Below are 23,254 nucleotides of genomic sequence, written 5' to 3' on the forward strand. Positions count from 1 at the left end.
TTACTATGATGGAATGCAAAAATAATATCAATTCTTTTGGTATATTATTATATACAGTTAAAAGGTTAAAGGTTTTTAACAAGCCTGATCGTGATCGGTATCTTTTTCTCTATTAACCCAGTGTCCGTCTTCGAGCTGATACCCTTTTCCTTTCATCCGGATAATATAAAAAACAAAGGAAAGGACAGTGCCGCCGGCGAACAGGGAAGCCTGGATGGTTACATCCCTTAAAGGGAAATCAAAATAGTAGTAAACAAAGAAAAAAGCTCCTGCATAAACTAAAATGGCAGCCAGCATATCCGGCTTCAGATCAAAATCTTTATCCGCCTGGGATAATGATTTTTCAGTCGTTTTCTTCAAGCGGGTGTCTGCATAAATAGATATCCCGACTAAGGGAATCAATCCGCCGATGTATCCATAAGCCACTCCCGTAACCGGATCATCGACGATATACTCTATGACAGAAGCTGTTCCCAGATAGATCACAGTAAGAAAAAGACCACCAAATCTCAGCTGCCACTTAGACGGATCAAATCTTCTTTTCATTCGATACACCTCGCTGTAGAGAAATTACCGGGACTGCTCAAGTCTTCGCCGGCCGGCCCGGCAGCCTGAATAAGAAGCGACCAGGGCGGCAATAGCCGCGGGAATACCTTGAAACAACAAAAAGAACAGAAAGAAAGGAATAATTATGTACCGCTTTTTGAACCGGGAGGAGGCAGCAAACGAAACAAAAAAAGCGAATAGAAAAATGACTGCATGAAATAAAATAAATGGACCAATAGGCATAGCGCGGCTCCTTCGTTCAAACGGATGGTATAATAAAAAAGAGAGTCTGTTTAAAAACATTTTTCTATTTATAGAATAAATTGTAAATTAATCTTATCATAAATCTGCCCGGCAACTAAAAGGTTTTCCGGGCAGGACTTATAGAAGACAACAGCGAAAAAGGTTGAAGAGATCCCAGTAGACAGGGAGAGGAGAGTACGATGAATATTGCGATTATATTGATAATTCTTATCGGAATTGCTGCTACTGCGATTACGCTGGGTTTAACAAAAATAACGGACGAAGAAGACAAAAAGTACGATTCCGGCAAAAGCACGTCCAATATGCTGGTGCTCTATATTATTATTCTGCCTATCTTGGTGATTCTGGTAGGAATTGCTGCCAGCATGGCAGTTTTTTCCTAATAACGCTCTACTGCCAGCGCTTCACAGCATAGTGGTAAAACGCGTACATCAGCATGAAAAGCCCGACTGCGAGAGGCTGAAGCGTAATGAGGTAGTAAGGCCATTCTCCGAGCCAGTCAAACGGCGTCGGGGAAGGCGGCTTTTCCATTAAATACATATAATTTCCGCCCGTCAGGGTGTTTACGGAAAATACAATGGCCGCCAGTCCATTCATTACAAGCCAGACAGGAAAAAGAGAACGAAAGGTTACAGGGGTTCTTTCAATAATAAGCTTATAAAATACCGCTATAATCAAAAGACCATGTGTTATAAAAAAATGCAGAAAGCGCAGGTGAGGGAAGCCGTAGTTATCGATATCCGGAAAAATCAATGTCAGAAAGGCACTCGTTGTGCCGGCATAAAAAGCAAACGCCGTCCAAAAGGAAGGGCCTTTTGTCAAGAGCATGGCAACAACTGCCATCCAGGCAAAGCTGCTTAGCTTTAAAGGTAGAGCAAATCGAACGTCCCAGACCCCTTCTATTGCATACCAGGTGTGCAGCCATATTTCTGCCAGCAGAAGAAACGCAACAGCACTCCAGCAGAAAGTTTTCTGAAAGGCCTGCGATTGGCGAAGCGGCCGCCGCCAGACCAGAAGGATCATACAGCTTAAAATAACAAACGCAAATACGAAAAGATGAGCAGGACCGAACGAATCGAACCCCGGCCCATCATGATGAAATTCCATCCACCACATGAAAAGCCCCCCTTTTATACGTCTCTTTTCTTTCCCATAACCTTTTTTGGAAAATTTTAACCGCTGAACGGGGATATGCTTGTAAAAAATAGGGTATAGAAGCAAAAAAAGAGGTGATAGCATTGTGCGGCAGATTTACGTTATATTCATCTTCCATAGACATTGAACAGGAAACAGGGACGGCTATTCCTGAAATCCCGCCAAATTACAATGTGGCTCCCACTCAGCTTGTTTTGACCATTGCTTCGAGCCATGATCAAACGAAGGCTGGTTTTTTGAAGTGGGGTCTTGTACCATCCTGGTCCCGCGATCCTTCTATCGGTCATAAAATGATTAACGCCAGAGCGGAAACAGTAGACGAAAAGCCTTCTTTTAAAAAACTGCTGGAGCGGAGACGCTGCCTGGTGATAGCTGACAGTTTTTACGAATGGAAAAAAGAAGGAAAAGAAAAGCAGCCGTATCGTATTACGGTAAACGATGAAAGTATTTTTACGTTCGCCGGACTCTGGGACAGGTGGGAAGGGGAAGAAGAAACGATTACTTCCTGCACCATTATTACGACAGAAGCAAACGATTTAATGAAAGACCTTCACCACCGGATGCCGGTAATTATCCCGAAGAGCCGGAGAGAAGCGTGGCTGCATCCCGATACGTCGAAAGAAGAAGCAAAAGCAATGCTCGAGCCTTACGACAGTAACCAAATGAACGCATATCCGGTAAGCCGTGCAGTAAACAGCCCTAAAAATAACACTCCCGACCTAATAGAAAAACAATAAGGAGGCCCACTATGTCACGGCAGAAAAAATACACAGCAGAAGAATGGGATCATCAATATGCAGAAGTAAATGGGATAACGGTTCATTATGTGCAGGCTGGTACCAATACGGCCTCCCCTGTGCTGCTGCTTCACGGATTTCCGCAGAGCTGGCTGATATGGAGGGATCTTATTCCTAAGCTGGCAGCGGATCATTATGTACTGGCTATGGATTTACGAGGGTACGGGGATTCAAGCAGGCCGGAAGGACTCCACTCGTATGACAACGAGCAAATGGCGGCGGATGTACACGGACTGGTGCAGCTGCTGGGACTTGAAAATGTCGCGATGATCGGTCATGACCGGGGAGCGCGTGTTACCAGAAGGTATGCTCTGGACTACCCGGAAAAGCTTGCCGGCGCCGGCCTGATCGATATTCTGCCGCTCGAATATATTTATGACAACCTTACAGCTGGTGAAGCGGCAGAGAAATACTGGCATTGGATATTCCAAGTGGTGCCGGATGTACCGGAGACTCTAATTGAAGGCAAAGAAGAAACGTATTTAGAGTTTTTCTTCAAACGCTCTCCCCGGTTAATGGATGCTTTTAAAGCGGACGGGGCGTGGGAAGAGTATCTCCGCACATGGCAGAAAAAAGGATCTGTGCAGGCCGCATTAAATGATTACCGGGCCTCTTATCAAGTAGATCTACCCAGGTATCGAGAGAAACAAAAGAACGAAGTAAAGGTGGAAGTGCCGGTCATGCTGCTTTGGGGAGACACTGGAAATTTAGCGGGCCAGCCGGTGGTGGACATTTGGAAGCAGAAAGCGTCTTCGATTGTGATGGCGGAAGAAGTAAAAAACTGCGGGCACTATGTTCCGGAAGAACAGCCGGACGTCATGCATGGGTACATTCAGGCATTTACAGCTGATCTATTTTCAAAATAAAAAGCCGGGGCATTTGCCGCCCCGGCTTTATTTGTGTTCAGAAAGAGTAAACCCTATGTGCTTTAGAGCTGTTTCCAGACTGTGCACAATTTTAATATTTAACTGCAGCAGCGATACGGCTCCAGCCTGATTTTGGGCAAACTCGGGTGAAATACCGGTAAGAATCGCTTCAATCCCCATCAATTTAAGCGATTTAACGAGGTCGATCAATACCCGGGGGAAAACACCGTCCAATATAATTAACCCGGATAAATCAATAATAAAATAGTTAATATGATGAGAAGCACCGTAGTTTAAAACGGACTGGGTGATTTTGTCTGCCCGGTGTTCATCTACAATACCTTGAATACTAAGGATGGAAACACCTTTCGTGATCGGAATGATAGGTACATTTAAGAATCCCATATTAAATTTGGTTCGGTCCAATTCAATAATATGGGAAAGAATCTCTGCCATTGATTTTAAGTAAGCAACATCTTTATCGGTGAAGTTGTTTTTTTCTCTGTCCATCACACAAAGAGTGCCGAATACATTACCTTCCAAATCAAAAAGCGTCACACCCAGAAAACCTTTCACTTTAAATTCATCCGTTATTTTTAAATGTTTCATTACATCTTCTTCGTTCACATTGTTTGTAAAAAAAGAGTGGTTTTTTTCTGATAAAATCATTTGACAGTAGGTATCTGAATGATCCAGCGAATACCCTTCCGGTACGATAAGATCTTTTGCGTTGTAGGAGCTGATAGCGGTCATGCTTTTATCGCCTCGCAGGGCAACATAAGCGGTGTTTACATTTAAACGCTCACTTATAATACTGAATATTTTCTGCGACACAGACTTCAACGAAGTGAAATCTGAAGAATGTAAATTATATTCATTTGGCACGTGCGGTAACTCCCTTCACTGCTGGTGCCTGATAATAAAATGAATTATCGGCATATGGAATTGAATATATCACTTTCCGGCTTTTTTTTCTATGAAAAGGATTTATGAGAAAAAACAGGACAGGCTGTAGAAAAAGGCGGAATATACGTATTTTATACAAAAGTCTGTACAGGGGTTGCTGTCCGCAGGGGTGTCCCTCTGTTTTCTTCCTTGTGGATAGACTTTCTAAAGGATTCAAGATCATGTATAGATATATGTGATCGAATGATGTCTCAACAATCTAAGTAGTTTTGTAGACAAATATTATCCATAATGTATCCATAATAATAAAAAAGGATGAGTGCTGTGAAAATGAAAATGGGAGTAGAACAGGCCGCTTGTATTCTGGCAATAATTTCTACACAGGAAGAACATAAATTAGTCAGCAGTGAGGTGATCAGTTCCAAGCTGAAAGTATCATCGTCTTACTTGAAAAAGATGTTAAGAAAACTGGTGGTGCAGGAACTGATTGTTTCCGTGCCGGGAAATCAGGGAGGGATTCGGCTGACGAGACCGGCGAGTGACATAACGATCTATGATGTGTTTGTAGCCATTGAAGAGGATACGCCTTTTATAGAATTGAACGGGTTAATTCCCCTGGCATTTCCGGAGTCAGAAGTAGCTCCGGAAGGGGAAGCCTTGTTAAACGACATTTTCGCCGAAGAGCAGGAGAATTATTTTTCGACTTTAAAAAAAGTAACGGTCGCAGATGTGCTTAAACAAATTATTGGAATAGACCAATTCAGAACTATTGACTGGAACCAAAAGCCGGCTCACGAGGACATCCAGGCACTGCGCCGGAAAGTGCAATTAGGAGACGATGCCGAGTGAAAATGATAAATGCGGAATGGCGCCATTTACTGCATGATCGGAAAATACGGATAGTGGTGCTTGCTGTTATTCTTATCCCTCTTATTTATGCCGGTATTTTTTTACGGGGAGCCTGGGATCCGTTCGGAAATGCGGATCAGCTGCCTGTTGCTGTTGCCAACAAAGACAGGCCTGCAGACTATGAGGGAGAAACATTAAGCATTGGCCGGGAAGCGATAGATAATTTAAAAGAAAACGATGAGCTGGACTGGACGTTTACGAATCAAAAGCGGTTCTTTAGCTTCTCAAATCTCGGCTTCTCTTCCGAAGGTTTCCGGGGAAGCTTCTTTTGAAAAGATTACCGATTTTGCTGCCGGTACGGAAGAGTTAAGCACAGGAATCGTGTGAATTCTAATGATTTTACAGCTGACGGCAGCAGGCGGGACGATGCCGGTAGAACTGCTTACCGATTTCTTCCGTCATATCAGTCCGTTTCTTCCGATGGCCTACGCGGTGTCCGCCTATAGGGAAGCCCTTTTTCTTAACGGACCCGTAACAACGGAACTGCTTGTACTAACAGAAATTTTCCTTATTTTCCATATGGCACCCATCATTTATTTCACATGGAAAGCGAAACGTTGGAGGGCAGAACCGGTTTCTTCTTAATGATGTAAGAGCCTCCTTTAGACAGGAGGTTCTTTTTGTTTTGAACAGGAAAGAATAGAAATCCAAAACCGGTGGTATACTACATATAAAAGCGCATTCATAAAAGCAGATGAGGTGAACCGATGATTACGAAATTTATGGCACCGGAAATCATTTTTGGAGATCATGCTATTCATCAAATTGGAGAGAGTTTTCTGCGGTTGGGGGCGCAGCGTATTCTTGTCGTCAGCGATCCCGGTGTGAAAGCTGCCGGATGGACGGATCAGGCTGTGGAGAAAATAGAAGAAACAGGACTTGCTCATACCTTGTACGAAGAAGTAACAACCAATCCGGGTTCGCAGCAGGTAGAGAAAGGCGCAGCCTTATATAGAGAAGAGAAGTGCGATGCCGTACTCGGGGTTGGGGGCGGAAGTGCTTTGGATGTAGCGAAAGCGGTGGCTATTATCGTAAGCAACGGAGGGAGTATCGAAGACTACGAGGGAGTGGACCATATACACAGTCCGCTGCCGCCGACGATAATGGTGCCGACCACTGCGGGGTCAGGGTCCGAAGTGTCGCAATTTTCGATTATTATTGATCCTAAACGAAAAAAGAAAATGACCATTGTCTCCAAATCCCTCGTTCCTGATATTGCTATCGTCGATCCTTTTGTATTAATGACTAAAGACCATCTGCTGACAGCAGCAACCGGATTGGACGCTATCTCCCACGCGATTGAAGCGTATGTCAGCGTGGCGGCGACCCCTCTTACCGATGTACACGCTCTAAATGCACTTAAGCTGGCCGCGGCTAACCTGCGGCCTTCTACAGCATCTCATACCAACCTGGAAGCCAAGCGTTCCATGGCCATGGCCAGTCTGCAGGCGGGGCTTGCTTTCTCCAATGCCATCCTGGGAGCGGTTCATGCGATGTCCCATGCAATTGGAGGACGCTATGAGCTTCCTCATGGAGAAATTAACAGTATTCTGCTTCCGCACGTGATGGAATTTAACCTGATTGCTTCTCCTTCCCGCTTTGCAGAGATAGGAGACATTCTGGGAGCGGCGGCCTGCACCGATGAAAAGATGGAAAAAGGACGCTTTGGGATTCGGGCCCTGCGCTCGCTTGCCGATGACATTGGTGCTCCCAAAACATTGAAAGAAGTCGGTCTGAATAACCCTGACTTTAATAAGATGGCTCTTACCGCTCTTGAAGATGCATGCATGGTAACCAATCCAAGAGATGTGACACTGCAGGATATAGAAGCCTTGTTCCAAAAAGCTTATGAGTAAAGGGGGAGCTCTATGTTTACAGAAAAGGAAAGTGTTATTGAGAAACTGACAGGGGTTAAAGCTTCGAAAAAAAGCTACTATACCGATTTAAAAAAAACAATTGGTGAGCTGGAGAAGAAAAATCAAAAGCTTGAAATACTTAATGAAGTAGCAAAAGGCTTTCAGCTGACAGGAACGATGGAAAGATCCCTTCAGCATATTTTAGAAACCATTTATGAACTATATCCGATCGACCGTGTCAGCATCTCCTTGATTGAAGACGATATGATGACGCTTCAAAGTATCTATCCGATTTCCGTTGAGGAGGAAGAAGTCGGGCTGCACCTTCCGCATGACCGGTCGATCTACTGGAAAGCAATCAACCAGGGCCTTATTGTCATTCATGAATGGGAACCCGGAGGCTCCTATCGTTTTGTCGAAGAGCAGACGCTCGCTGATCATAGCCTGTATCATGCCTGCGTGATCCCCCTGAGGATGAAAACATCTACGATTGGTGTGCTGACCTTTGCTACAGCAGAACGCATGCCTTATGACTATTCGGATATTACTTTTTTCCGCCAGCTTTCCGACCATATTGCGGTGATGGTGGAAAATTCCAGGCTTTATCGGGAAGTATCCGCAAGCAAAAAAGAATGGGAAGAAACGTTTCAAGCGGTAGCAGACCTGCTTCTGCTTGCTGATACGGACCACCGGATTATCCGCTGCAATCAGGCCTCCCATCATTTTTTCGGCAAACCGCCTGCCAGTATGATCGGCCTTCGCTGCCACGACGTCTTATTTCCGGAAGGCCACTCGTTCTGCCCGATAGAAGAAAGCTATCATACGCAGTCCATGAAAAATTACCAAATGAGCTTAAAGAACGGCAGCATGTGTGACATCCAGACGTATCCGGTCCGGGGGGAGGCGGGTGAAATGAAAGGACTGCTGATTTACATTAAAGATATTACGGAAAAAATCAGAACGCAGGCGCAGCTTCAGCATTCCGGCCAGCTGGCCGCCATAGGCGAAATGGCTGCCGGGGTCGCGCATGAATTGAACAGTCCTCTTACTGCCGTTATTGGAAACACGCAGATTTTAAAACGTCAGCTGTCAGAAGATGGCAGGCCCCGGGAACTGGCAGACGCGATTGAAAGAGGCGGGAAAAGATGCCAGGGGATTATCAGCAACCTGCTCTCTTTCTCCCGTCAGGAAAAGGAAGAAAGTACAGAATGCTGTCTGAATGAATCTGTAGAAGACGTCCTGAGTTTGATAGGCTTTCAAATCGAACGGGAACATATCCAAATTGAACGGCGTTTCTCAAAAGATATCCCGCTGGTCGAAGCCAGTCCCCATCAAATCGGCCAGATTATTATCAATCTGCTTCTCAACGCAAAAGATGCGTTAACAGAGAAAGCGGAGCCAAGGTATATTACGCTGATAACCCGTCATATGCCGGAATACGTCAGCTTGTTTGTAGAAGATAACGGGTGTGGGATTCCGACAGACAAAAAAGATACGATTTTTACGCCATTTTTCACAACAAAAGAAAAACAAAGCGGCACCGGACTCGGTCTTTCAATAAGCAGGGACCTGGCAGAACGAAATGGAGGCAGCCTGGTTGTAACAAGCACAGGCGGAAATGGAAGTACGTTTGAGCTGAGGTTTCCAAAACTAGCACAAAAGGAGGGCCGGGCGTGAATATATTAATTGTGGACGATGATAAAGACATAGGAGATTTCTTTACGTATCTGCTGGAGGCTGAAGAACATACCATTTATCTGGCCCGGAACGGAAAAGAGTTTCATCAGCTTATGCTGTCATGGGAAAAATTTGATATTGCTTTTATAGATATTAAGCTTCCGGATACGAACGGCCTCCGGCTGCTTAAGGAAATAAGGCTTCAGCAGCCCGGCTGCCGATGTATTGTGATGACGGGATACAGCACAATTGAGTCAGCCGTCGAAGCGATTAAGCTGGGAGCAGAAGATTATATCGAAAAGCCGTTTGAAAATATAGCGCTTCTTGAAGAAAAAGTAAATCGAAAAGATACCATTGCGTATACAAATGCTGTCGAACAGGCTGCGAAAAAAAGCGGCTTGATTATCGGGAAAAGCAAAGCGATGCAGGAGCTTGTGCGCCTTGCCTCCCGGTTTGCGCCTAAACCGCTGACAATTTTAATTGACGGGGAAACGGGAAGCGGAAAAGAGGTAGTCGCCCGTTTCATTCATGAAGCAGCAGGGGGAAAGGAAAGGCCGTTTCTCGGAGTGAACTTTGGGGCACTGCCGGAGAATGTGATTGAAAGTGAACTGTTCGGCCATGAAGCAGGTGCTTTTACGGGCGCGCAGAAAGTCCGAAAGGGTTTCTTTGAAATGGCCAAAGGCGGTACGCTTCTGCTTGATGAAATAGGCGAAGCATCTTTATCCACCCAGGTGAAACTACTGCGCGTACTGGAATCAAAAGAGTTTTTCCGTGTAGGAGGAGAGCGCTCTGTGCAGAGTAGTGCAAGAATTATCGCTGCTACAAATCGTTCCCTTCACGAAGCTGTGGAAGCAGGGGACTTTCGGGAGGATCTACTCTATCGTCTGGAAGTCGTCCGGCTGACAATACCTCCTTTACGAGAAAGAAAAGAAGACATTCCCGAACTGGTGGAAGCAATGCTTCTAAAAGAGGCACCGGATACCGTACGAATAAGTCAAGAAGCATTGAGAAAGCTGCAAAACCATGCCTGGCCGGGTAATATCCGGGAGCTTGTGAACGTGCTGGCGAGAGCCTCCGCCCATGCAGACGAACAAATTGAGGCAGAGCATATCCTATTTCATGGAAATGGAAAGATCCTGGCCGATACAGAGGAAGAAGCCGGTCCCATTTCCAGTGCGTGGGTGACCGGACTGAAAAAACAGCTGGAAGCAGATGATTATCTCTCCCTTGAAGAAATGGTAGATGAAATGAGGGAGTCAGAAAAAAAGGCTGTGCAGCAGGTAATAGACCATACGTTGATGATGACGAGAGGAAACAGGCAGAAAGCGGCAGAACGTCTTGGAGTCAATACAAGAAAACTGCGCTACTGGCTTAACGAATAAAAAACCTTCAGGGAGGAGCCCTGAAGGTTTTCGGTACGGATTGTTATTCGTGTATTTTCAAAACAATTCTTCCATTGATGTCCCCATGTTCCATGGAGTCAAATACTTCATTAATATCATCAAGGGATCTTGTTTCAATAATCGGGCGGATTTTCCCTTCAGAAGCGAGCGTCAGGCATTCCTGAAGGTCTTTTCTTGTACCTACTATCGAACCGCGGACGTTTACGGCGTTTAATACGGTTTCAAAAATAGGAATAGGAAGTTCTCCGACAGGCAGTCCTACGACGACGAGGGTGCCGCCCCGTTTAACCGAGCGGTAGGCCTGCTCAAATGCTTTTGCATTAACTGCTACGCTGATCGCTGCCTGAACCCCGTTGAAACGCTCCATAATCGCTTCGCCTGGATCTTCGTTCATTCCATTAATTACGGCATCGGCACCAAGTTGTTTGGCGAGCTCTAATTTATCATCGCGGATATCCACAGCCACCACTTTTAAGGACATAGCCTTGGCATATTGAACGGCTACGTGGCCAAGCCCCCCGATTCCAAAAATAGCAACCCAGTCACCTGGTTTGGCTTCAGATACTTTAAGTGCTTTGTACGTTGTTACTCCAGCGCAGAAAAGAGGAGCTACTTCATCGAATCCCAGATTGTCAGGTATTTTTGCTACATAGGCAGAAGGTGCTTTGCAGTATTCCGCGTAGGCTCCATCGATAGAATACCCGGCGTTCAGCTGATCGTGGCAGAGGGTTTCCCTTCCGGAGAGGCAGAACTCACATTCTCCGCAGGCTGAATAGAGCCAAGGAATACCAACACGGTCGCCTACTTTTAAAGACTTTACGCCTTCGGCTACCTTTTCAATAGTACCTACCCCCTCATGCCCCGGGATAAGAGGAAGCTTAGGTTTAACAGGCCAGTCACCGTGGGCTGCGTGAAGGTCTGTGTGGCATACACCGCAGGAATGTATCTTTACTAGAATATCTCCGTAATCCAATTCCGGCATTGGAACGTCCTTAATTTCAAGCTTTTGATTAAATTCATTTACTACTGCTGCTTTCATAGGTGAAACCCTCCTTAAAAGAATAGTAGTTCTGCCTATTACTACTGCAAGAGCCGTGCCAAAGTACAGGAATCGTTCATAAAGGATAAGAAAGGGGTTTTTTCCATAATAGAAAATCAAACATAAAAAAACAGCCGATATTTCGGCTGTAAATACAAAAAAATTGTTTATGATTCTGTTGGTATCTGCTTTGCTTCAAGGGAACGCGGTCGTGCGGCACTATACCAGTGCCAGCAGAGAATAAGGATAATAACTAAATCTACGGCGTCGCCCCCATAGTACATCAGCATGCTTCCGGACTGGGCCTGCTCTGCCGGAACACCGGCAGGAGGGTTGGCATATAGGTACTTAGACAAGATGCCGTGTCCCGCAAGTGCTGCGATCAGGACAAGAGCCCGGGTGAGAAAACTGACCCGGTGGGGCATGGGGTCTATATAAATAATAGACGCAGTAAAGAAATAACCGGCTAAAAACACATGCAGATGAATGAGTATATGAAGCAGCATATATTCGTGCATTAACGTGTAGAGACTGGTGGTGTATAAAAGCCAAAGCCCTCCTACATTCAGTAGGGCAGGCACGAGAGGATAGGTCAGCACGCGCATCCAAGGTTTTTTTAGAAAAGCAGTGACTCTTCTTGCCTGCCCTGTAGAAAGAGTGCGGAGCAGCAGAGTAATAGGCGCTCCAAGAACAAGCAGTAGAGGACCGGCCATGCCGAGCAGAAGGTGTCCGGTCATATGGGCTGTGAAATCAGAATGTGCCTCCCGGGCAAGCGGCCCGATAACGGAAGTTAAACATAAGACGAGACCGGTATTCCATAATACCATCCGGTAAACAGGCCATGGTTTTGCTTTTTGAAGCGAAAAAACATAGAGGCCGCCATACAATACAAAAAGAAAAACAAAGGGAGCGGCCAGAACAATCTGCGGCCACCATTCCAGTGCGGCATGGTGTGCATGCATCAGGAGGTGCCTTTTTGCTTAATTGTTTTGTTTGTCTGGAAAATAATAACGAGACCTGTAATCAGAATGACGGCGGCTGAAATGTTCCACGTCAGGTCATAGGGCAGTAGATCTACGCCATAGCGGATCTGGTGGATACCCATTACTTTATGGTGTATTAAGCCATCATATAAGTTAAAAAGGCCGACGCCGGCAAGAATCCCGCCAATCCAGCGCTTTATCCACCATGCTCCTCGTCTGCGCAGGTCGGCTACCATAAAGAGAGAACCAACCGTAGCGAGCCAGCTGAACGCGTGGAAGATACCGTCAGAAACTAAGCCGGCACTTGTAGTGGACAAATCATAAAAATGGTGCCAATGAAGAAGCTGATGAAAAACCATTTCATCTATAAAAGCGACAAGGCCGAGTCCAAAGAGAAATCCTGATAACAGATTTCTTCCAGCATATTCTATGGTTCTATCTTTCATGGATGAAGAAAGTGAAGCATGTGTATCCACTGGACAACCCCTCCTTATTTTGCCTGTAGTTAAATAATAAACCTTTTCCTTTAATAAATCCTCCTAAACAAAAAAGTAAAAAGAAAGCGATTTCTTTACCTGATAATGTTTCAAAGTAGAGATAACGGGAACACAAGTAAGCATAAGGCGAATCAATGAATTTCCTCAGTTATTGACTGCGATTGCACACCCAAAACAATATATAATCCAACCCAATACCCTATAGGCATATGAATCACCGGACAATAGAGCCGCGTGTAAAGCCGGAAAGAAGACTTAGCTTCTTTCCGGCTTTTTTTACCCTCCCTTTTCGACAAGCAGCGTACATACAGGAGGTGATAAGAAAACAACAGCCGAAACAAAGCATACGAGAGCCCACAGACACTGAATACTATGTGTTTATAATTTCAGAGGAGGAATTTTATTATGACAGATCCAAAAAAGCACGCAGACGAAGGCCTGGAGCAAACATCAGAACAGAAAAAGCAGGATATTCTTGACAGCTATCAGGGGTTTCAGGATTACTTGAAAAAGCAGATCCATAAGGGAGAAAAAGTCGGCCTGAATGAAGAACAGCTTGCTAAAGGCGCAGAGCGTGTCGCAGAACACCTTAATAAAAAAGAAGATCCTAAAAACCCTGAAGAAAAGCTGCTTCATGAAATGTGGAACGTAGCAGACGACGAAGAAAAGCGTCCGCTTGCACGTGTGCTCGTTCGCCTGGCAAAAGAAGAGGGAAACGCGTAATAAATGAAGATGTATTGGCCGTGCATTAAGAAATAGGCCTTTTCTTCTGCAGAGGGAGAGGAAAAGGACTATTTATACATACTCTTTTCGACAGAAAAGAAGGCACCTGCTGCCTAATGTTATTTTATTCTTATTATGAGGAGAGATACGATGAAAGCTGTTACGATACAGGGGAAAGAGCACATGGAAGTAAAAGAAGTGGAAGCTCCAAAAATTCAAAAAAACGATGATATGATTGTGAAAATCACGGCCTCCGGTATTTGCGGTTCAGATCTTCATTTATATAAAGGGGGTATTCCAGCTCCTAAAGATTACATTATCGGCCATGAACCAATGGGCATTGTAGAAGAAGTAGGTCCCGACGTGAAAACCTTGAAAAAAGGAGACCGGGTCGTTATCCCTTTTAATATAGGGTGCGGTGAATGCCATTACTGTACGCATGATATGGAAAGCCAGTGCGATACATCCAACCCCCATCAGGAAATGGGCGGCCTGTTTGGTTTTTCAGAAGACTTTGGCAGCTTTCCCGGTGGTCAGGCAGAGTATCTGCGGGTTCCCTATGCAGATTTCACTTCATTTAAAGTGCCGGAAAACAGCACGTTAAGCGATGAAAGTGTATTGTTTTTATCTGACGTCATTCCTACGGCATTTTGGAGTGTGGAAAACAGCGGCGTGAAATACGGAGATACGGTCATCATTCTTGGCTGTGGGCCCATCGGCTTGATGACGCAGAAGTTTGCCTGGTTAAAAGGTGCAACGAGAGTTATTGCCGTAGACCAGGTACCTCATCGTCTGGAGCATGCCAAGCGTACGAACCATGTAGAAACGTATAACTTCAGTGAAATTGACAACATCGGTCAGCTTCTTCATGAAAATACTAAAGGTGGTGCTGATGTCGTTATCGACTGTGTCGGCATGGATGGAACTGTTCAGCCAAATGAAACATTTGGCTCAGAAGGAGACAATCAGTTCGGAACTATCAGTCCGATCATTACCGCATCACAGGCTGTAAAGAAATTTGGTGTTGTTCAATTAACAGGGGTATATGGGACAGAAGCGAATAATTTCCCACTCGGGGACTTCTTTACCCGAAACGTTGCATTAACAATGGGCCAGGCACCGGTTATCCATATGATGCCAAGTCTGTACAAAATGGTGGAAAACAAGCTGATCGATCCAACAGATATTATTACCCATCCAATGCCTCTTTCAGAAGCAGTAGAAGCATACCGGATTTTTGATAAAAAGGAAGACGGTAATATTAAAGTGATTCTTAAACCATAAAGCAGGAATGAAAAAAGCTCCAGATCAAAGGCAGAATGCCTTTGATCTGGAGCTTTTTAACGTTATTAATCAAAATACTTAGAAAGAAATTCCTCTGCATCTTCAGGAGATTTTAAATCTGCACTGTGCAGGTGGGCTGTTTTCCTGCCGTCCTTAAATACGAGAAGGCTCGGGATGCCACGCACTTCGTATTCCTCGCCAATGTCGGAAAGTTTATCACGATCGACTTCATACATAGGAAGATTTGAAAATTTTTCTTTCACTGAAGGAAAGAAAGCTTCAAAACGCCTGCAGTCCGGACACCAGTCTGTAGAAAAATGGATCACTACCGGCTCGCTGGCTGCGATCTTTTCCTGAAAGGACTGTTTGTCTGTAATAGCTTCGTGCATGATAACGCCCCCTTAAAGAAGTTTTCCTCATTTTAGCATAAACACCAGTCGTTTTCTCTTAAATGAAAAAGTTTATAAAAATAAACGAGGGATAAATCCCAATAATAAGAAGGGATTCAGGAACCAATTGAAATTTTCCATAAAAGAAAGTGATCCAAATAAAAGCCGTCTGCGTTAACCCTGATAAGAAAACAGCAAGGCATACTAAAAAATTGACCAGGAGATGATGGAAGATGAAATTGAAAAAAACCCTAGCAGGTGCAATGAGCGTAACTTTTTTACTACCGACCGCAGCCATGGCTGCAGATCACGAAGAAGCGGAAATGGAGCCGGTAATGGAAACGTCCCCAGCTTCTGATCTTAGGTCCGACCTGGATTACTTATTATCTGAACACTTCGTGCTTGCCGTTGAAACAATGCAGAAGACGTATGATGAAGCACCGGATGCCCAGGAAACAGAGGATGCTTTATACCAAAACTCCAAAGATATGCTGCCGGCTGTTGAATCGGTTTATGGAGAAGAAGGAGCGGCAGAATTTGACCGCATTTTCACCGGGCACAACGACTATACAGATGACATCGTTGAAGCTGCTAAATCCGGAGATGAAGAAGCCCGCGCTGATGCAGAAGAAGAAGTAGAGGAGTTTGTTGTAGAATTCTCTACTTTCCTGGCAGGAGCAACGGAAGATAACCTGCCACAGGAAGCGGCTGAAGAAGCCGTCCGTGCACATGAAATGGACGTATTGAATACGTTTGACAGCTATGTAGAAGGCGATTATGAAGCTGCATACACAAGCTATAGAGAAGGTTTTTCCCGTATGTTCGATATCAGCAAAGCATTGTCAGGCGCTATTGTGACGCAGATGCCGGAAGAGTTTAACAACACTTCTGTCGATACGCCGGCCGCAGATCTTCGTTCCGATCTGAATAAGTTAACGGCTGAACACTTTGCTCTTGCCACCTATGGCATGGAAAAAGGAGTTAACCAGGCAGATGACTATGATTTCGTAACATGGGCAGAAGATCAGAATACCGCAGACTTTACAGCAGCTATATCTTCTATTTACGGAGAAGAAGCAGGCGGGCAGTTTGCCGAACTGTGGCAGCCTGATCATATTGACGCGCAGGGACAGCTCGTAACAGCTGAGCTGGAAGGCGATGAAGAAGCACGCACGATGGCCCTGGATCACATCGATATGTTCACACAGGACTTTGGCGCTTTCCTTGGAGCAGCAACAGAGGAAAATCTCCCAACAGAAGCTGCACAAGATGCGCTTCGTACTCATGAAGCCCAGGTATTGAGCACTTTCGATAACTACAATGCAGGAGACTACGCAGCATCCACCGCTGACTTTCGTGAAGGCTACCAGTTCATGTTCGGTGTAGGCGAAGCACTGGGCGGCGCTATTGCTGCCCAGAACCCGGACCAGTTTGGTGGAAATGAACACATGATGCCGGAAGAAATGCCGCAGACAGGCATGGGAGGCACAGGCAATGACGGCTGGATGACAGCATTATGGGCAAGTATGACAGCTCTTGTTGGCGGAGCCGTTGCACTAGTTATCCGCAAAAGGAAAAACGCGTAATCATTAGAACAGAAAAAAGGAAGCAGAGTCCATCTCTTCTTTCTTTTTTTACTATAAAACGAACGGGAGGCAGCAGATCATGAAAATGTACTCGGAACAAACACTGGCTGCACACTACTATATTTTAGACAAAGAGCTGACAAAGAAGGCAAAACGAACACTCGGTGCCGCTCCTGATTTTTTAGTGTATACGCAGTGGGATCATCAAGGAAGGGTCTCATCAATCGGTGTGGACAGCCGGAGTACAAATGAAGTGATTCTGCAGAAAATAAAAGAGCAGCAGGCCGGGCGGCGGCAAAAAACAAGAGAGAGGAGCATACCTTCATGATTCGTTTTTGCTTTAATGATGGAAAAGTATATGAAACAGCCAGGGTGAATGGAACATATGATGAGTTGTTTGCGTTATTGGATAAAGGAAAAAAGCTGAATGCTCCCTTTGAAGAAATAGATATAGAAGGCCATAAGCTCGACAAAACAGTTAACGATATTGAAAAAGTAGAAATTACGTTAGCATAATAAAAAAGGCCGAAGAGCATGAGCTCTTCGGCCTTTTTACTATTTAGACTGGGATGCGGAAATGGGAAGGTTTTTAGCTTCGGCAATCAGTTCAAACGAACGGAGCCTGTCTTCATGATGATAGGCTTCGCTGTTAATCATCAGCTCCTGGATACCGGTTCGTTTAACAAACTCGTCCATTTGGGCAGCTACGGTTTCTTTATCGCCGACAAATGTATTTTTCAACATATCGTTTACGGCCATTTTCTCCCGTTCACTCCATACCTCATCTATATTATCTACAGGCGGCTGGGTGCGGCCGGGCGTATTGCGGATCAGGCTTAGGAACTTCAAGTAAAGAGAAGAAGCCACGTGTTCCGCTTTTTCGTTTGTATCAGCTGCAATCACGTTCACGCCGACCATTGCGTACGGTTTATCAAGCACTTTGGACGGTGTGAATACCCGGTTATATACAGACAGGGCATCCATCATACTTGCCGGGGCAAAATGACCGGCGAAAGCAAACGGCAGGCCGAGCTGGCCTGCAAGCTGGGCACTGAATGTGCTTGATCCAAGCAGCCAGACGGGGATATCGAGCCCTTCCCCCGGTATTGCGCGGACACGACGGGAAAATTCATCATACGGCTCAAAATAGCTGCGCAGCTCTTCAAGAAGAGCCGGAAAGTTATCGCTGCTGTTTACATTACGGCGGAGTGCCATAGCTGTCAGCTGGTCCGAGCCGGGCGCGCGGCCAAGGCCAAGGTCAATGCGGTCCGGATAAAGAGTTTCCAGCGTACCGAACTGTTCAGCGATAGCCAGTGGTGCGTGGTTTGGAAGCATAATGCCTCCGGATCCGACGCGGAGGGTGCTGGTGCCGCCGGCGATATATCCCATCAGAACAGAGGTAGCCGAGCTTGCAATGCCGTCAATGTTGTGGTGTTCTGCCAGCCACATTCGATTGTACCCCCATTTTTCAGCATGCTGGGCCAGATCAAGGCTGTTATGCATTGATTCTGCAATCGTTTGATTTTGATTAACGGGGGATAAATTTAATATAGAAAATGGTATGTCTTTCAATGGAGTGTGATCCATACTAATCGTCCTTTCTTTTTCGGGAAATAGATTCAGAAAAATTTCTGTCAGCTGTTTATTTTTCTATTGTCTCATTGTATGGGATTCAGCAGACAGAAACAAATTTCTGAACTCGAAATACTTTCAGGCCCCGTCAAAGCAGCAATTGTATAGAAGAGATACAGCCGGAGCTACGTCCTGGGAACGCAGACGTGCAAATCCGATAATAACAGCGGGCGGCTGGTCTGCAGGTGTGGATTCTTTCAGCCAGAAGCGCTCCATCCCATAAAGTTCGAGCCGATGCTCCTTTGCTTTTTCCAAAATAGTATCCAATGCCCGGGGCGTATTAATTTCCATTAAAAAATGAAGGCCGGCTTTTTCCCCGGTAATCGAAATAGACGGGCCGAATGTATCGTAAAGAGCTTCAATTAACTGAGCCCGTATCGTTTTATAGTGTTTGCTCATGCGTTTAATATGTTTCTGGTACTCCCCATTTTTAATAAAAACGTAAAGAGCCAGCTGAATAAGCGAAGAGGAGGTCTGCATGAGGTGGGAAGCCTCTTCCTTATATGCGGCGAGAAGAGTTGGGGGGAGCACCATATAGCTGAGACGGAGTCCCGGAAGAAGCGATTTGGAAAAGGTGCCTACATAAATGACCCGGTTTAAATCATCGAGGCTGTGCAGGGCGGGAATCGGATCGCCCTCGTATTTGAATTCCGCATCGTAGTCATCTTCCACGATATAGCGGCCTTCCTTTTTATAGCTCCAATTTAAAAGCTGGATACGTCTGGAAACCGGCATAATGCGTCCTGTCGGCATTTGATGGGAGGGAGTAACAACAGCGATGGACGCCCCGGAGTTCTCGAGTTCCTCCGGACTCATACCTTTGTGATCGACAGAAACCGGACAGACCGGACGGCCGGAGGCCTGGAACTGCTGGTAGATCCGCTGGTAGCCGGGGTGTTCTACAGCAAACAACGCATGTTTGTCACAGGTCATCGCGAGAAGCTCAAACAGCCATTGCGTGCTTGCTCCTAATATAATCTGCTCCGGACGGCAGCGCACGCCCCGGGTACGTCCAATAGTTTTCGCTATTTCCTCCCGAAGCAGCCACTGGCCCTGCGGGTGCTCAAGGTTATCCAGGCTGGCTGCATAATGGCGCAGAGCCTGCTGTTCGCTGTGCTGCCAGGCTCGAAATGGAAACAATGAAGCATCCGCATTCATATGGGAAAAAGAGAACTGATAAACCGGCAATCTTTTTTCAACCAATTCTTCCGGAAAAACGTCCTCATCCGGAACAGCAATAAATGCATCAAGTGCCTCGACGAAATATCCCCGCCGTTCTTTAGTATAGACATATCCTTCTGCAATCAGTTGCTGATAGGCTGACATGACGCTGTTCATGCTGACGTGCAGGTAGTCAGCGAGCTCCCGCTTGGAAGGGAGCTGATCGTGTTCAGCCAGTATGCCTTCCAGAATCTGCTGTTTAAGCGCTTCGTAAATCTGTTTATATAAAGGCCCACTGTTTACAGAGCGTGTGAGCTGTATTGAGAGCATTAGAAAATCCCCTTTAACTGGTACCATTATTATTTTAAAACTGGTTCTATTAAGCATACCAAATAAAACATACAATTGTGAAAATACTTAATATGAGGAGTGAAAAGAATGACAAACGTACAATCAGAAACATGGCAGGAAAAGAGAGACCGCTACGTTCCAAAAGGTGTTGGAAATGGAAACAGAGCAATGGCTGCTTCCGGAAAAGGTGCAGTTCTCACAGATGTTAATGGAAACGATTATATCGACTTTGCCGGAGCGATCGGTACGATGAACGTTGGACATTCCCATCCAAAAGTAGTTGAGGCTGCCGTAGCTCAGGTTGAAAAGGTTACCCATCCGGGATTTAACGTAATGATGTATGACAGCTATATTGAAGTGGCAGAAGCGCTATGCCACATTACTCCAGGAGATTTTGATAAAAAAGCAATTCTGTTAAACAGTGGAGCGGAAGCGGTCGAAAATGCGGTGAAAATTGCACGAAAAGCCACGGGACGACAGGCAGTCGTTACGTTTACGAGAGGGTTTCACGGCCGTACGAATATGACGATGGCGATGACAAGCAAAGTAAAGCCGTACAAGCTTGGTTTTGGTCCGTTTGCCTCCGAGGTGTACCATGCGCCCTACCCTTATATGTTCAGAAAGCCGGAAGGCATGACGGAGGAGGCTTACATTCAGTGGAGCAAAGACGAATTTGATTTGTTTTTCAAAACCGAGGCGGCGCCTGAAAATATTGCCTGCGTCGTTATGGAACCGGTTCAGGGTGAAGGCGGATTTATTATTCCTCCAAAAGCTTTTGTGCAGCATGTAGCAGACCGCTGCAAAGAGTATGGCATTCTGTTTATCTCTGATGAGATTCAGGCCGGGTTTGCCCGGACGGGAGAATGGTTTGGTATTGAGCACTTTGACGTTGTACCGGATTTGATTACCGTCTCCAAATCGCTTGCTGCCGGCTTTCCATTAAGTGCAGTAGTCGGACGAAGCGAAGTAATGGATGCAGCAGCACCGGGAGAGCTTGGAGGCACTTACTGCGGAAATCCGGTCGCCTGCAAAGCAGCACTTGCGGTTATAGACATTATTAAAGAAGAAAAGCTTAATGAACGTGCCGAAAAAATGGGAGCAGCTGTAGAGAAAACAGCGGCAGAGTGGGCAGAAGAATTCCATTTCGTCCGCGGCTTCCGTCGTCTTGGAGCGATGGCTGCTTTTGAAATCGTAAAAGAAGACGGAGTTACACCGGATCCGGAAAGAACTTCATCTATTGTAAAGGGAGCGAATGCTTCCGGGCTTCTGCTTTTGTCAGCAGGCGTGTATGGTAATGTTATCCGCTTTCTTGCCCCAATTGTAATTACGGATGCTCAGCTTGAAAAGGGACTGGAGCTGCTGTATGATCAGCTGGCTTCGTCAATAAAATAGGAGGAAATCATCTTGCAGAAAAAAGTACTTTCACAAAAAGATGTCATGTTTTTAGCATTAGGAGCCATGCTTGGCTGGGGCTGGGTTGTTTTATCCGGCACGTGGATTAATGAAGCAGGTTCCTTGGGAAGTACAATAGCCTTTCTTATAGGAGGCCTGCTTGTTATTATGATCGGCTTAACCTATGCAGAACTTTCTGCAGCGATACCGGAATCCGGGGGCGGTCTTGTGTTTGTGGAACGGGCATTTGGGCGGCCGCTGGCTTTCGTTGCTGCCTGGGGGATTCTGCTTGGGTATGTTTCTGTTATTACATTTGAGGCAGTAGCGCTGCCAACCGTTATTGATTATATTCTGCCAAGTGAACATGTCGGCTATCTATGGACTTTAAGTGAATGGGATGTCTACATAACATGGGTATTGATTGGTTCCGGTGGAGCGCTTGCGCTTACGGCTTTAAACTATTTTGGTTTAAAACCGGCTTCCTTTTTCCAGTCCATTTTTACGCTGATTATTGCAGGAACCGGCATTCTTTTACTTGGTGGTGCTCTTTTCAACGGAGATTACGGCAATGTGCAGCCTTATTTTCAGGACGGGGCTGTAGGGATGTTTGCTGTTCTTGTGATGGTACCGTTTCTCTTCGTTGGATTTGATGTTATTCCACAGGTGGCTTCGGAAATAAATGCGACAGGAAAAAGCATTGGCCGCATTTTGATTGCTTCTATTATCAGCGCGGTTGTCTTTTACTTATTAATCGTTTTTGGTGTAACGCTTGGTTTATCACCGTTGCAGCTTGCCACAACGGAGCTTGCGACTGCTGATGCGATGGTGAACCTGCTTGGAAATCAGACTTTCGGTACCGTACTCGTTCTCGGCGGGGTAGCGGGTATTATTACGAGCTGGAATGCCTTTATCATCGGTGGAAGTCGTATTCTTGGAAAAATGGCGGAACGGAAAATGGTTCCGGAATGGTTTGGTTACATTCATCCGAAATATGGTACACCGACCCATGCGATTGTGTTTCTCGGCGCACTGGCTTTTATCGCACCTTTGTTTGGGCGCCCGGCTCTTGTATGGATTGTAGATGCCGGTGGGGTAGGAATTGTCGGCGGTTACCTGCTTGTATCGATGGCTTTTCTGAAGCTTCGCAAAACAGAGCCGGAGCTCGATCGGCCGTTCCGAATTAGAAACGCGCAGGTTGTAGGATGGCTTGCTATTGTCTTAAGTATCGGTTTCATTCTATTATACTTTCCCGGTATGCCTGCCGCTTTGATCTGGCCGTATGAATGGGTCATTCTTGGTACTTGGATCTTAATCGGTGCTGTATTATTTATTGTTAAAAGAAAAGCATAAATCAAAAAGAGGTCTGCATCTGCAGGCTTCTTTTTTGATTTGATTTACTTTACATAAAAAAGGATAATAGGAAATATAATGAAAAAGAGGTGTCCCATGTCGTCTGATCGAATTATTTCTGCCGTTTCATATATTAGTATATTTTTTGCTCCTGTACTTCTGCCCTTGATTGTGTGGATACTTGGAAACGTGTTTGTGGCAAGGCATGCTAAACGAGCGTTTCTATCGCAGATTCTTCCATTTCTATTTTTCATGGGGGCTATGGTGCCCTTTTGGATAACGGGTGGAAACTTTCAGAGTGAAAGCATATCTATCGTATTTATAAGCTTAATTGCTCTTTTTATGTTGAGTCTGCTGGTTATAGTGATTCTCAATATTATCTGGACGATCATTGTTTTAAAAAACTCCAGCATCTCTGCTTAAACATCAGCTGCAGGGCGGTGTTTTACTGCATAAAGAAAAACCATCAACCAGGCAGGGGAATGTAC

27 protein-coding genes are annotated in these 23,254 nt (G+C 45.5%); 17 read left to right on the top strand and 10 right to left on the bottom strand.

The genetic code is table 11. The features are described from left to right. Nucleotides 1–75 precede the first annotated feature (75 nt). Nucleotides 76–546, bottom strand: a complete 471-nt coding sequence (locus tag AC5W14_RS03895; protein WP_496193710.1) for a hypothetical protein — start codon at nt 544–546, stop codon at nt 76–78. A 24-nt stretch (nt 547–570) separates the two neighbouring features. Continuing rightward, on the bottom strand, nt 571–789 hold the full coding sequence (locus AC5W14_RS03900; RefSeq protein WP_496193711.1) for a hypothetical protein: 219 nt from the start codon (nt 787–789) through the stop codon (nt 571–573). Between the two features lie 200 nt (nt 790–989). Between AC5W14_RS03900 and AC5W14_RS03905 the strand changes: the two genes are divergently transcribed. Then, nucleotides 990–1,193, top strand: coding sequence for a BshB3 potential contributor to bacillithiol synthesis (locus AC5W14_RS03905; protein ID WP_496060053.1), 204 nt, complete (start codon nt 990–992; stop codon nt 1,191–1,193). Between the two features lie 7 nt (nt 1,194–1,200). On the opposite strand, the gene AC5W14_RS03910 is transcribed toward AC5W14_RS03905, so the two are convergent. Beyond that, nucleotides 1,201–1,926 (bottom strand): YwaF family protein, encoded by a 726-nt coding sequence (locus AC5W14_RS03910; protein WP_496060052.1) that lies wholly within the window; start codon nt 1,924–1,926, stop codon nt 1,201–1,203. Between the two features lie 113 nt (nt 1,927–2,039). On the opposite strand from AC5W14_RS03910, the gene AC5W14_RS03915 reads away from it, so the two are divergent. Both AC5W14_RS03915 and AC5W14_RS03920 read left to right on the top strand, forming a co-directional pair. Next, nucleotides 2,040–2,702 carry an SOS response-associated peptidase gene (locus AC5W14_RS03915; protein WP_496060051.1) on the top strand — a complete coding sequence of 221 codons (663 nt, stop codon included), beginning with the start codon at nt 2,040–2,042 and terminating at the stop codon, nt 2,700–2,702. 11 nt (nt 2,703–2,713) lie between these two features. After that, nucleotides 2,714–3,628: an alpha/beta fold hydrolase gene (locus AC5W14_RS03920; protein WP_496060050.1), complete on the top strand. Its 915-nt coding sequence runs from the start codon at nt 2,714–2,716 to the stop codon at nt 3,626–3,628. Nucleotides 3,629–3,655: 27 nt separating this feature from the next. Here AC5W14_RS03920 and AC5W14_RS03925 read toward each other — a convergent pair whose 3' ends face one another. Further along, nucleotides 3,656–4,513, bottom strand: coding sequence for an STAS domain-containing protein (locus AC5W14_RS03925; RefSeq protein ID WP_496060049.1), 858 nt, complete (start codon nt 4,511–4,513; stop codon nt 3,656–3,658). A 351-nt stretch (nt 4,514–4,864) separates the two neighbouring features. Between AC5W14_RS03925 and AC5W14_RS03930 the strand changes: the two genes are divergently transcribed. The 6 genes from AC5W14_RS03930 to AC5W14_RS03955 all read left to right on the top strand — a co-directional run bounded on the left by AC5W14_RS03930 (nt 4,865) and on the right by AC5W14_RS03955 (nt 10,358). Next, on the top strand, nt 4,865–5,383 hold the full coding sequence (locus AC5W14_RS03930) for an Rrf2 family transcriptional regulator (RefSeq protein WP_496193937.1): 519 nt from the start codon (nt 4,865–4,867) through the stop codon (nt 5,381–5,383). A 2-nt stretch (nt 5,384–5,385) separates the two neighbouring features. Then, entirely contained in the window at nt 5,386–5,715 is a 330-nt protein-coding gene (locus AC5W14_RS03935) for a YhgE/Pip family protein (RefSeq protein ID WP_496193938.1), read from the top strand. Nucleotides 5,716–5,776: 61 nt separating this feature from the next. Continuing rightward, a complete protein-coding gene (locus tag AC5W14_RS03940) occupies nt 5,777–6,028 on the top strand; it encodes a hypothetical protein (RefSeq protein WP_496193712.1) in 252 nt (83 codons plus the stop codon). Nucleotides 6,029–6,150: 122 nt separating this feature from the next. Continuing rightward, the gene (locus AC5W14_RS03945; RefSeq protein ID WP_496193713.1) at nt 6,151–7,299 is read left to right on the top strand and encodes an iron-containing alcohol dehydrogenase; all 1,149 of its coding nucleotides are present in this window, start codon (nt 6,151–6,153) and stop codon (nt 7,297–7,299) included. 12 nt (nt 7,300–7,311) lie between these two features. Further along, on the top strand, nt 7,312–8,976 hold the full coding sequence (locus AC5W14_RS03950; RefSeq protein WP_496193714.1) for an ATP-binding protein: 1,665 nt from the start codon (nt 7,312–7,314) through the stop codon (nt 8,974–8,976). Then, nucleotides 8,973–10,358, top strand: coding sequence for a sigma-54-dependent transcriptional regulator (locus tag AC5W14_RS03955; protein ID WP_496060046.1), 1,386 nt, complete (start codon nt 8,973–8,975; stop codon nt 10,356–10,358). Before AC5W14_RS03950 ends, AC5W14_RS03955 begins: the two co-directional genes overlap by 4 nt. A gap of 43 nt (nt 10,359–10,401) precedes the next feature. Here the strand turns inward: AC5W14_RS03955 and adhP are convergent, their stop codons facing one another. The 3 genes from adhP to AC5W14_RS03970 form a co-directional block, all read right to left on the bottom strand. Beyond that, a complete protein-coding gene (gene adhP, locus AC5W14_RS03960; protein WP_496060045.1) occupies nt 10,402–11,418 on the bottom strand; it encodes an alcohol dehydrogenase AdhP in 1,017 nt (338 codons plus the stop codon). 167 nt (nt 11,419–11,585) lie between these two features. After that, nucleotides 11,586–12,380, bottom strand: a complete 795-nt coding sequence (locus AC5W14_RS03965) for a cytochrome c oxidase assembly protein (protein ID WP_496193715.1) — start codon at nt 12,378–12,380, stop codon at nt 11,586–11,588. Beyond that, on the bottom strand, nt 12,380–12,847 hold the full coding sequence (locus AC5W14_RS03970; protein WP_496193939.1) for a DUF2243 domain-containing protein: 468 nt from the start codon (nt 12,845–12,847) through the stop codon (nt 12,380–12,382). Before AC5W14_RS03970 ends, AC5W14_RS03965 begins: the two co-directional genes overlap by 1 nt. A 456-nt stretch (nt 12,848–13,303) precedes the next feature. On the opposite strand from AC5W14_RS03970, the gene AC5W14_RS03975 reads away from it, so the two are divergent. Together AC5W14_RS03975 and AC5W14_RS03980 are read left to right on the top strand one after the other, a co-directional pair. Continuing rightward, nucleotides 13,304–13,621 carry a DUF3243 family protein gene (locus AC5W14_RS03975; RefSeq protein ID WP_496060043.1) on the top strand — a complete coding sequence of 106 codons (318 nt, stop codon included), beginning with the start codon at nt 13,304–13,306 and terminating at the stop codon, nt 13,619–13,621. Between the two features lie 150 nt (nt 13,622–13,771). Then, nucleotides 13,772–14,905, top strand: coding sequence for an alcohol dehydrogenase catalytic domain-containing protein (locus AC5W14_RS03980; RefSeq protein ID WP_496060042.1), 1,134 nt, complete (start codon nt 13,772–13,774; stop codon nt 14,903–14,905). A 65-nt stretch (nt 14,906–14,970) separates the two neighbouring features. Here the strand turns inward: AC5W14_RS03980 and AC5W14_RS03985 are convergent, their stop codons facing one another. Then, entirely contained in the window at nt 14,971–15,294 is a 324-nt protein-coding gene (locus tag AC5W14_RS03985) for a thioredoxin family protein (RefSeq protein WP_496193716.1), read from the bottom strand. A gap of 233 nt (nt 15,295–15,527) precedes the next feature. Here AC5W14_RS03985 and AC5W14_RS03990 point away from each other — a divergent pair, with 233 nt between their 5' ends. The 3 genes from AC5W14_RS03990 (at nt 15,528) to AC5W14_RS04000 (ending at nt 17,396) form a co-directional block, all read left to right on the top strand. Further along, nucleotides 15,528–16,880, top strand: coding sequence for a copper amine oxidase (locus AC5W14_RS03990; protein WP_496193717.1), 1,353 nt, complete (start codon nt 15,528–15,530; stop codon nt 16,878–16,880). Nucleotides 16,881–16,959: 79 nt separating this feature from the next. Beyond that, entirely contained in the window at nt 16,960–17,208 is a 249-nt protein-coding gene (locus AC5W14_RS03995; protein ID WP_496060039.1) for a hypothetical protein, read from the top strand. Continuing rightward, nucleotides 17,205–17,396: a hypothetical protein gene (locus tag AC5W14_RS04000; protein ID WP_496060038.1), complete on the top strand. Its 192-nt coding sequence runs from the start codon at nt 17,205–17,207 to the stop codon at nt 17,394–17,396. Before AC5W14_RS03995 ends, AC5W14_RS04000 begins: the two co-directional genes overlap by 4 nt. Before the next feature lie 39 nt (nt 17,397–17,435). On the opposite strand, the gene AC5W14_RS04005 is transcribed toward AC5W14_RS04000, so the two are convergent. Next, entirely contained in the window at nt 17,436–18,467 is a 1,032-nt protein-coding gene (locus tag AC5W14_RS04005; RefSeq protein ID WP_496060037.1) for an LLM class flavin-dependent oxidoreductase, read from the bottom strand. Between the two features lie 123 nt (nt 18,468–18,590). Further along, a complete protein-coding gene (gene pdxR, locus AC5W14_RS04010; RefSeq protein WP_496193718.1) occupies nt 18,591–20,003 on the bottom strand; it encodes a MocR-like pyridoxine biosynthesis transcription factor PdxR in 1,413 nt (470 codons plus the stop codon). Nucleotides 20,004–20,111: 108 nt separating this feature from the next. Here pdxR and gabT point away from each other — a divergent pair, with 108 nt between their 5' ends. The 3 genes from gabT (at nt 20,112) to AC5W14_RS04025 (ending at nt 23,189) form a co-directional block, all read left to right on the top strand. Further along, a complete protein-coding gene (gene gabT, locus AC5W14_RS04015) occupies nt 20,112–21,416 on the top strand; it encodes a 4-aminobutyrate--2-oxoglutarate transaminase (RefSeq protein ID WP_496193719.1) in 1,305 nt (434 codons plus the stop codon). 12 nt (nt 21,417–21,428) lie between these two features. Beyond that, nucleotides 21,429–22,766, top strand: a complete 1,338-nt coding sequence (locus tag AC5W14_RS04020; RefSeq protein ID WP_496193720.1) for an APC family permease — start codon at nt 21,429–21,431, stop codon at nt 22,764–22,766. Between the two features lie 96 nt (nt 22,767–22,862). Next, nucleotides 22,863–23,189, top strand: coding sequence for a hypothetical protein (locus tag AC5W14_RS04025; protein ID WP_496060034.1), 327 nt, complete (start codon nt 22,863–22,865; stop codon nt 23,187–23,189). Nucleotides 23,190–23,254 lie beyond the last annotated feature (65 nt).

The organism is Sinobaca sp. TMA16-18 (assembly GCF_059510535.1).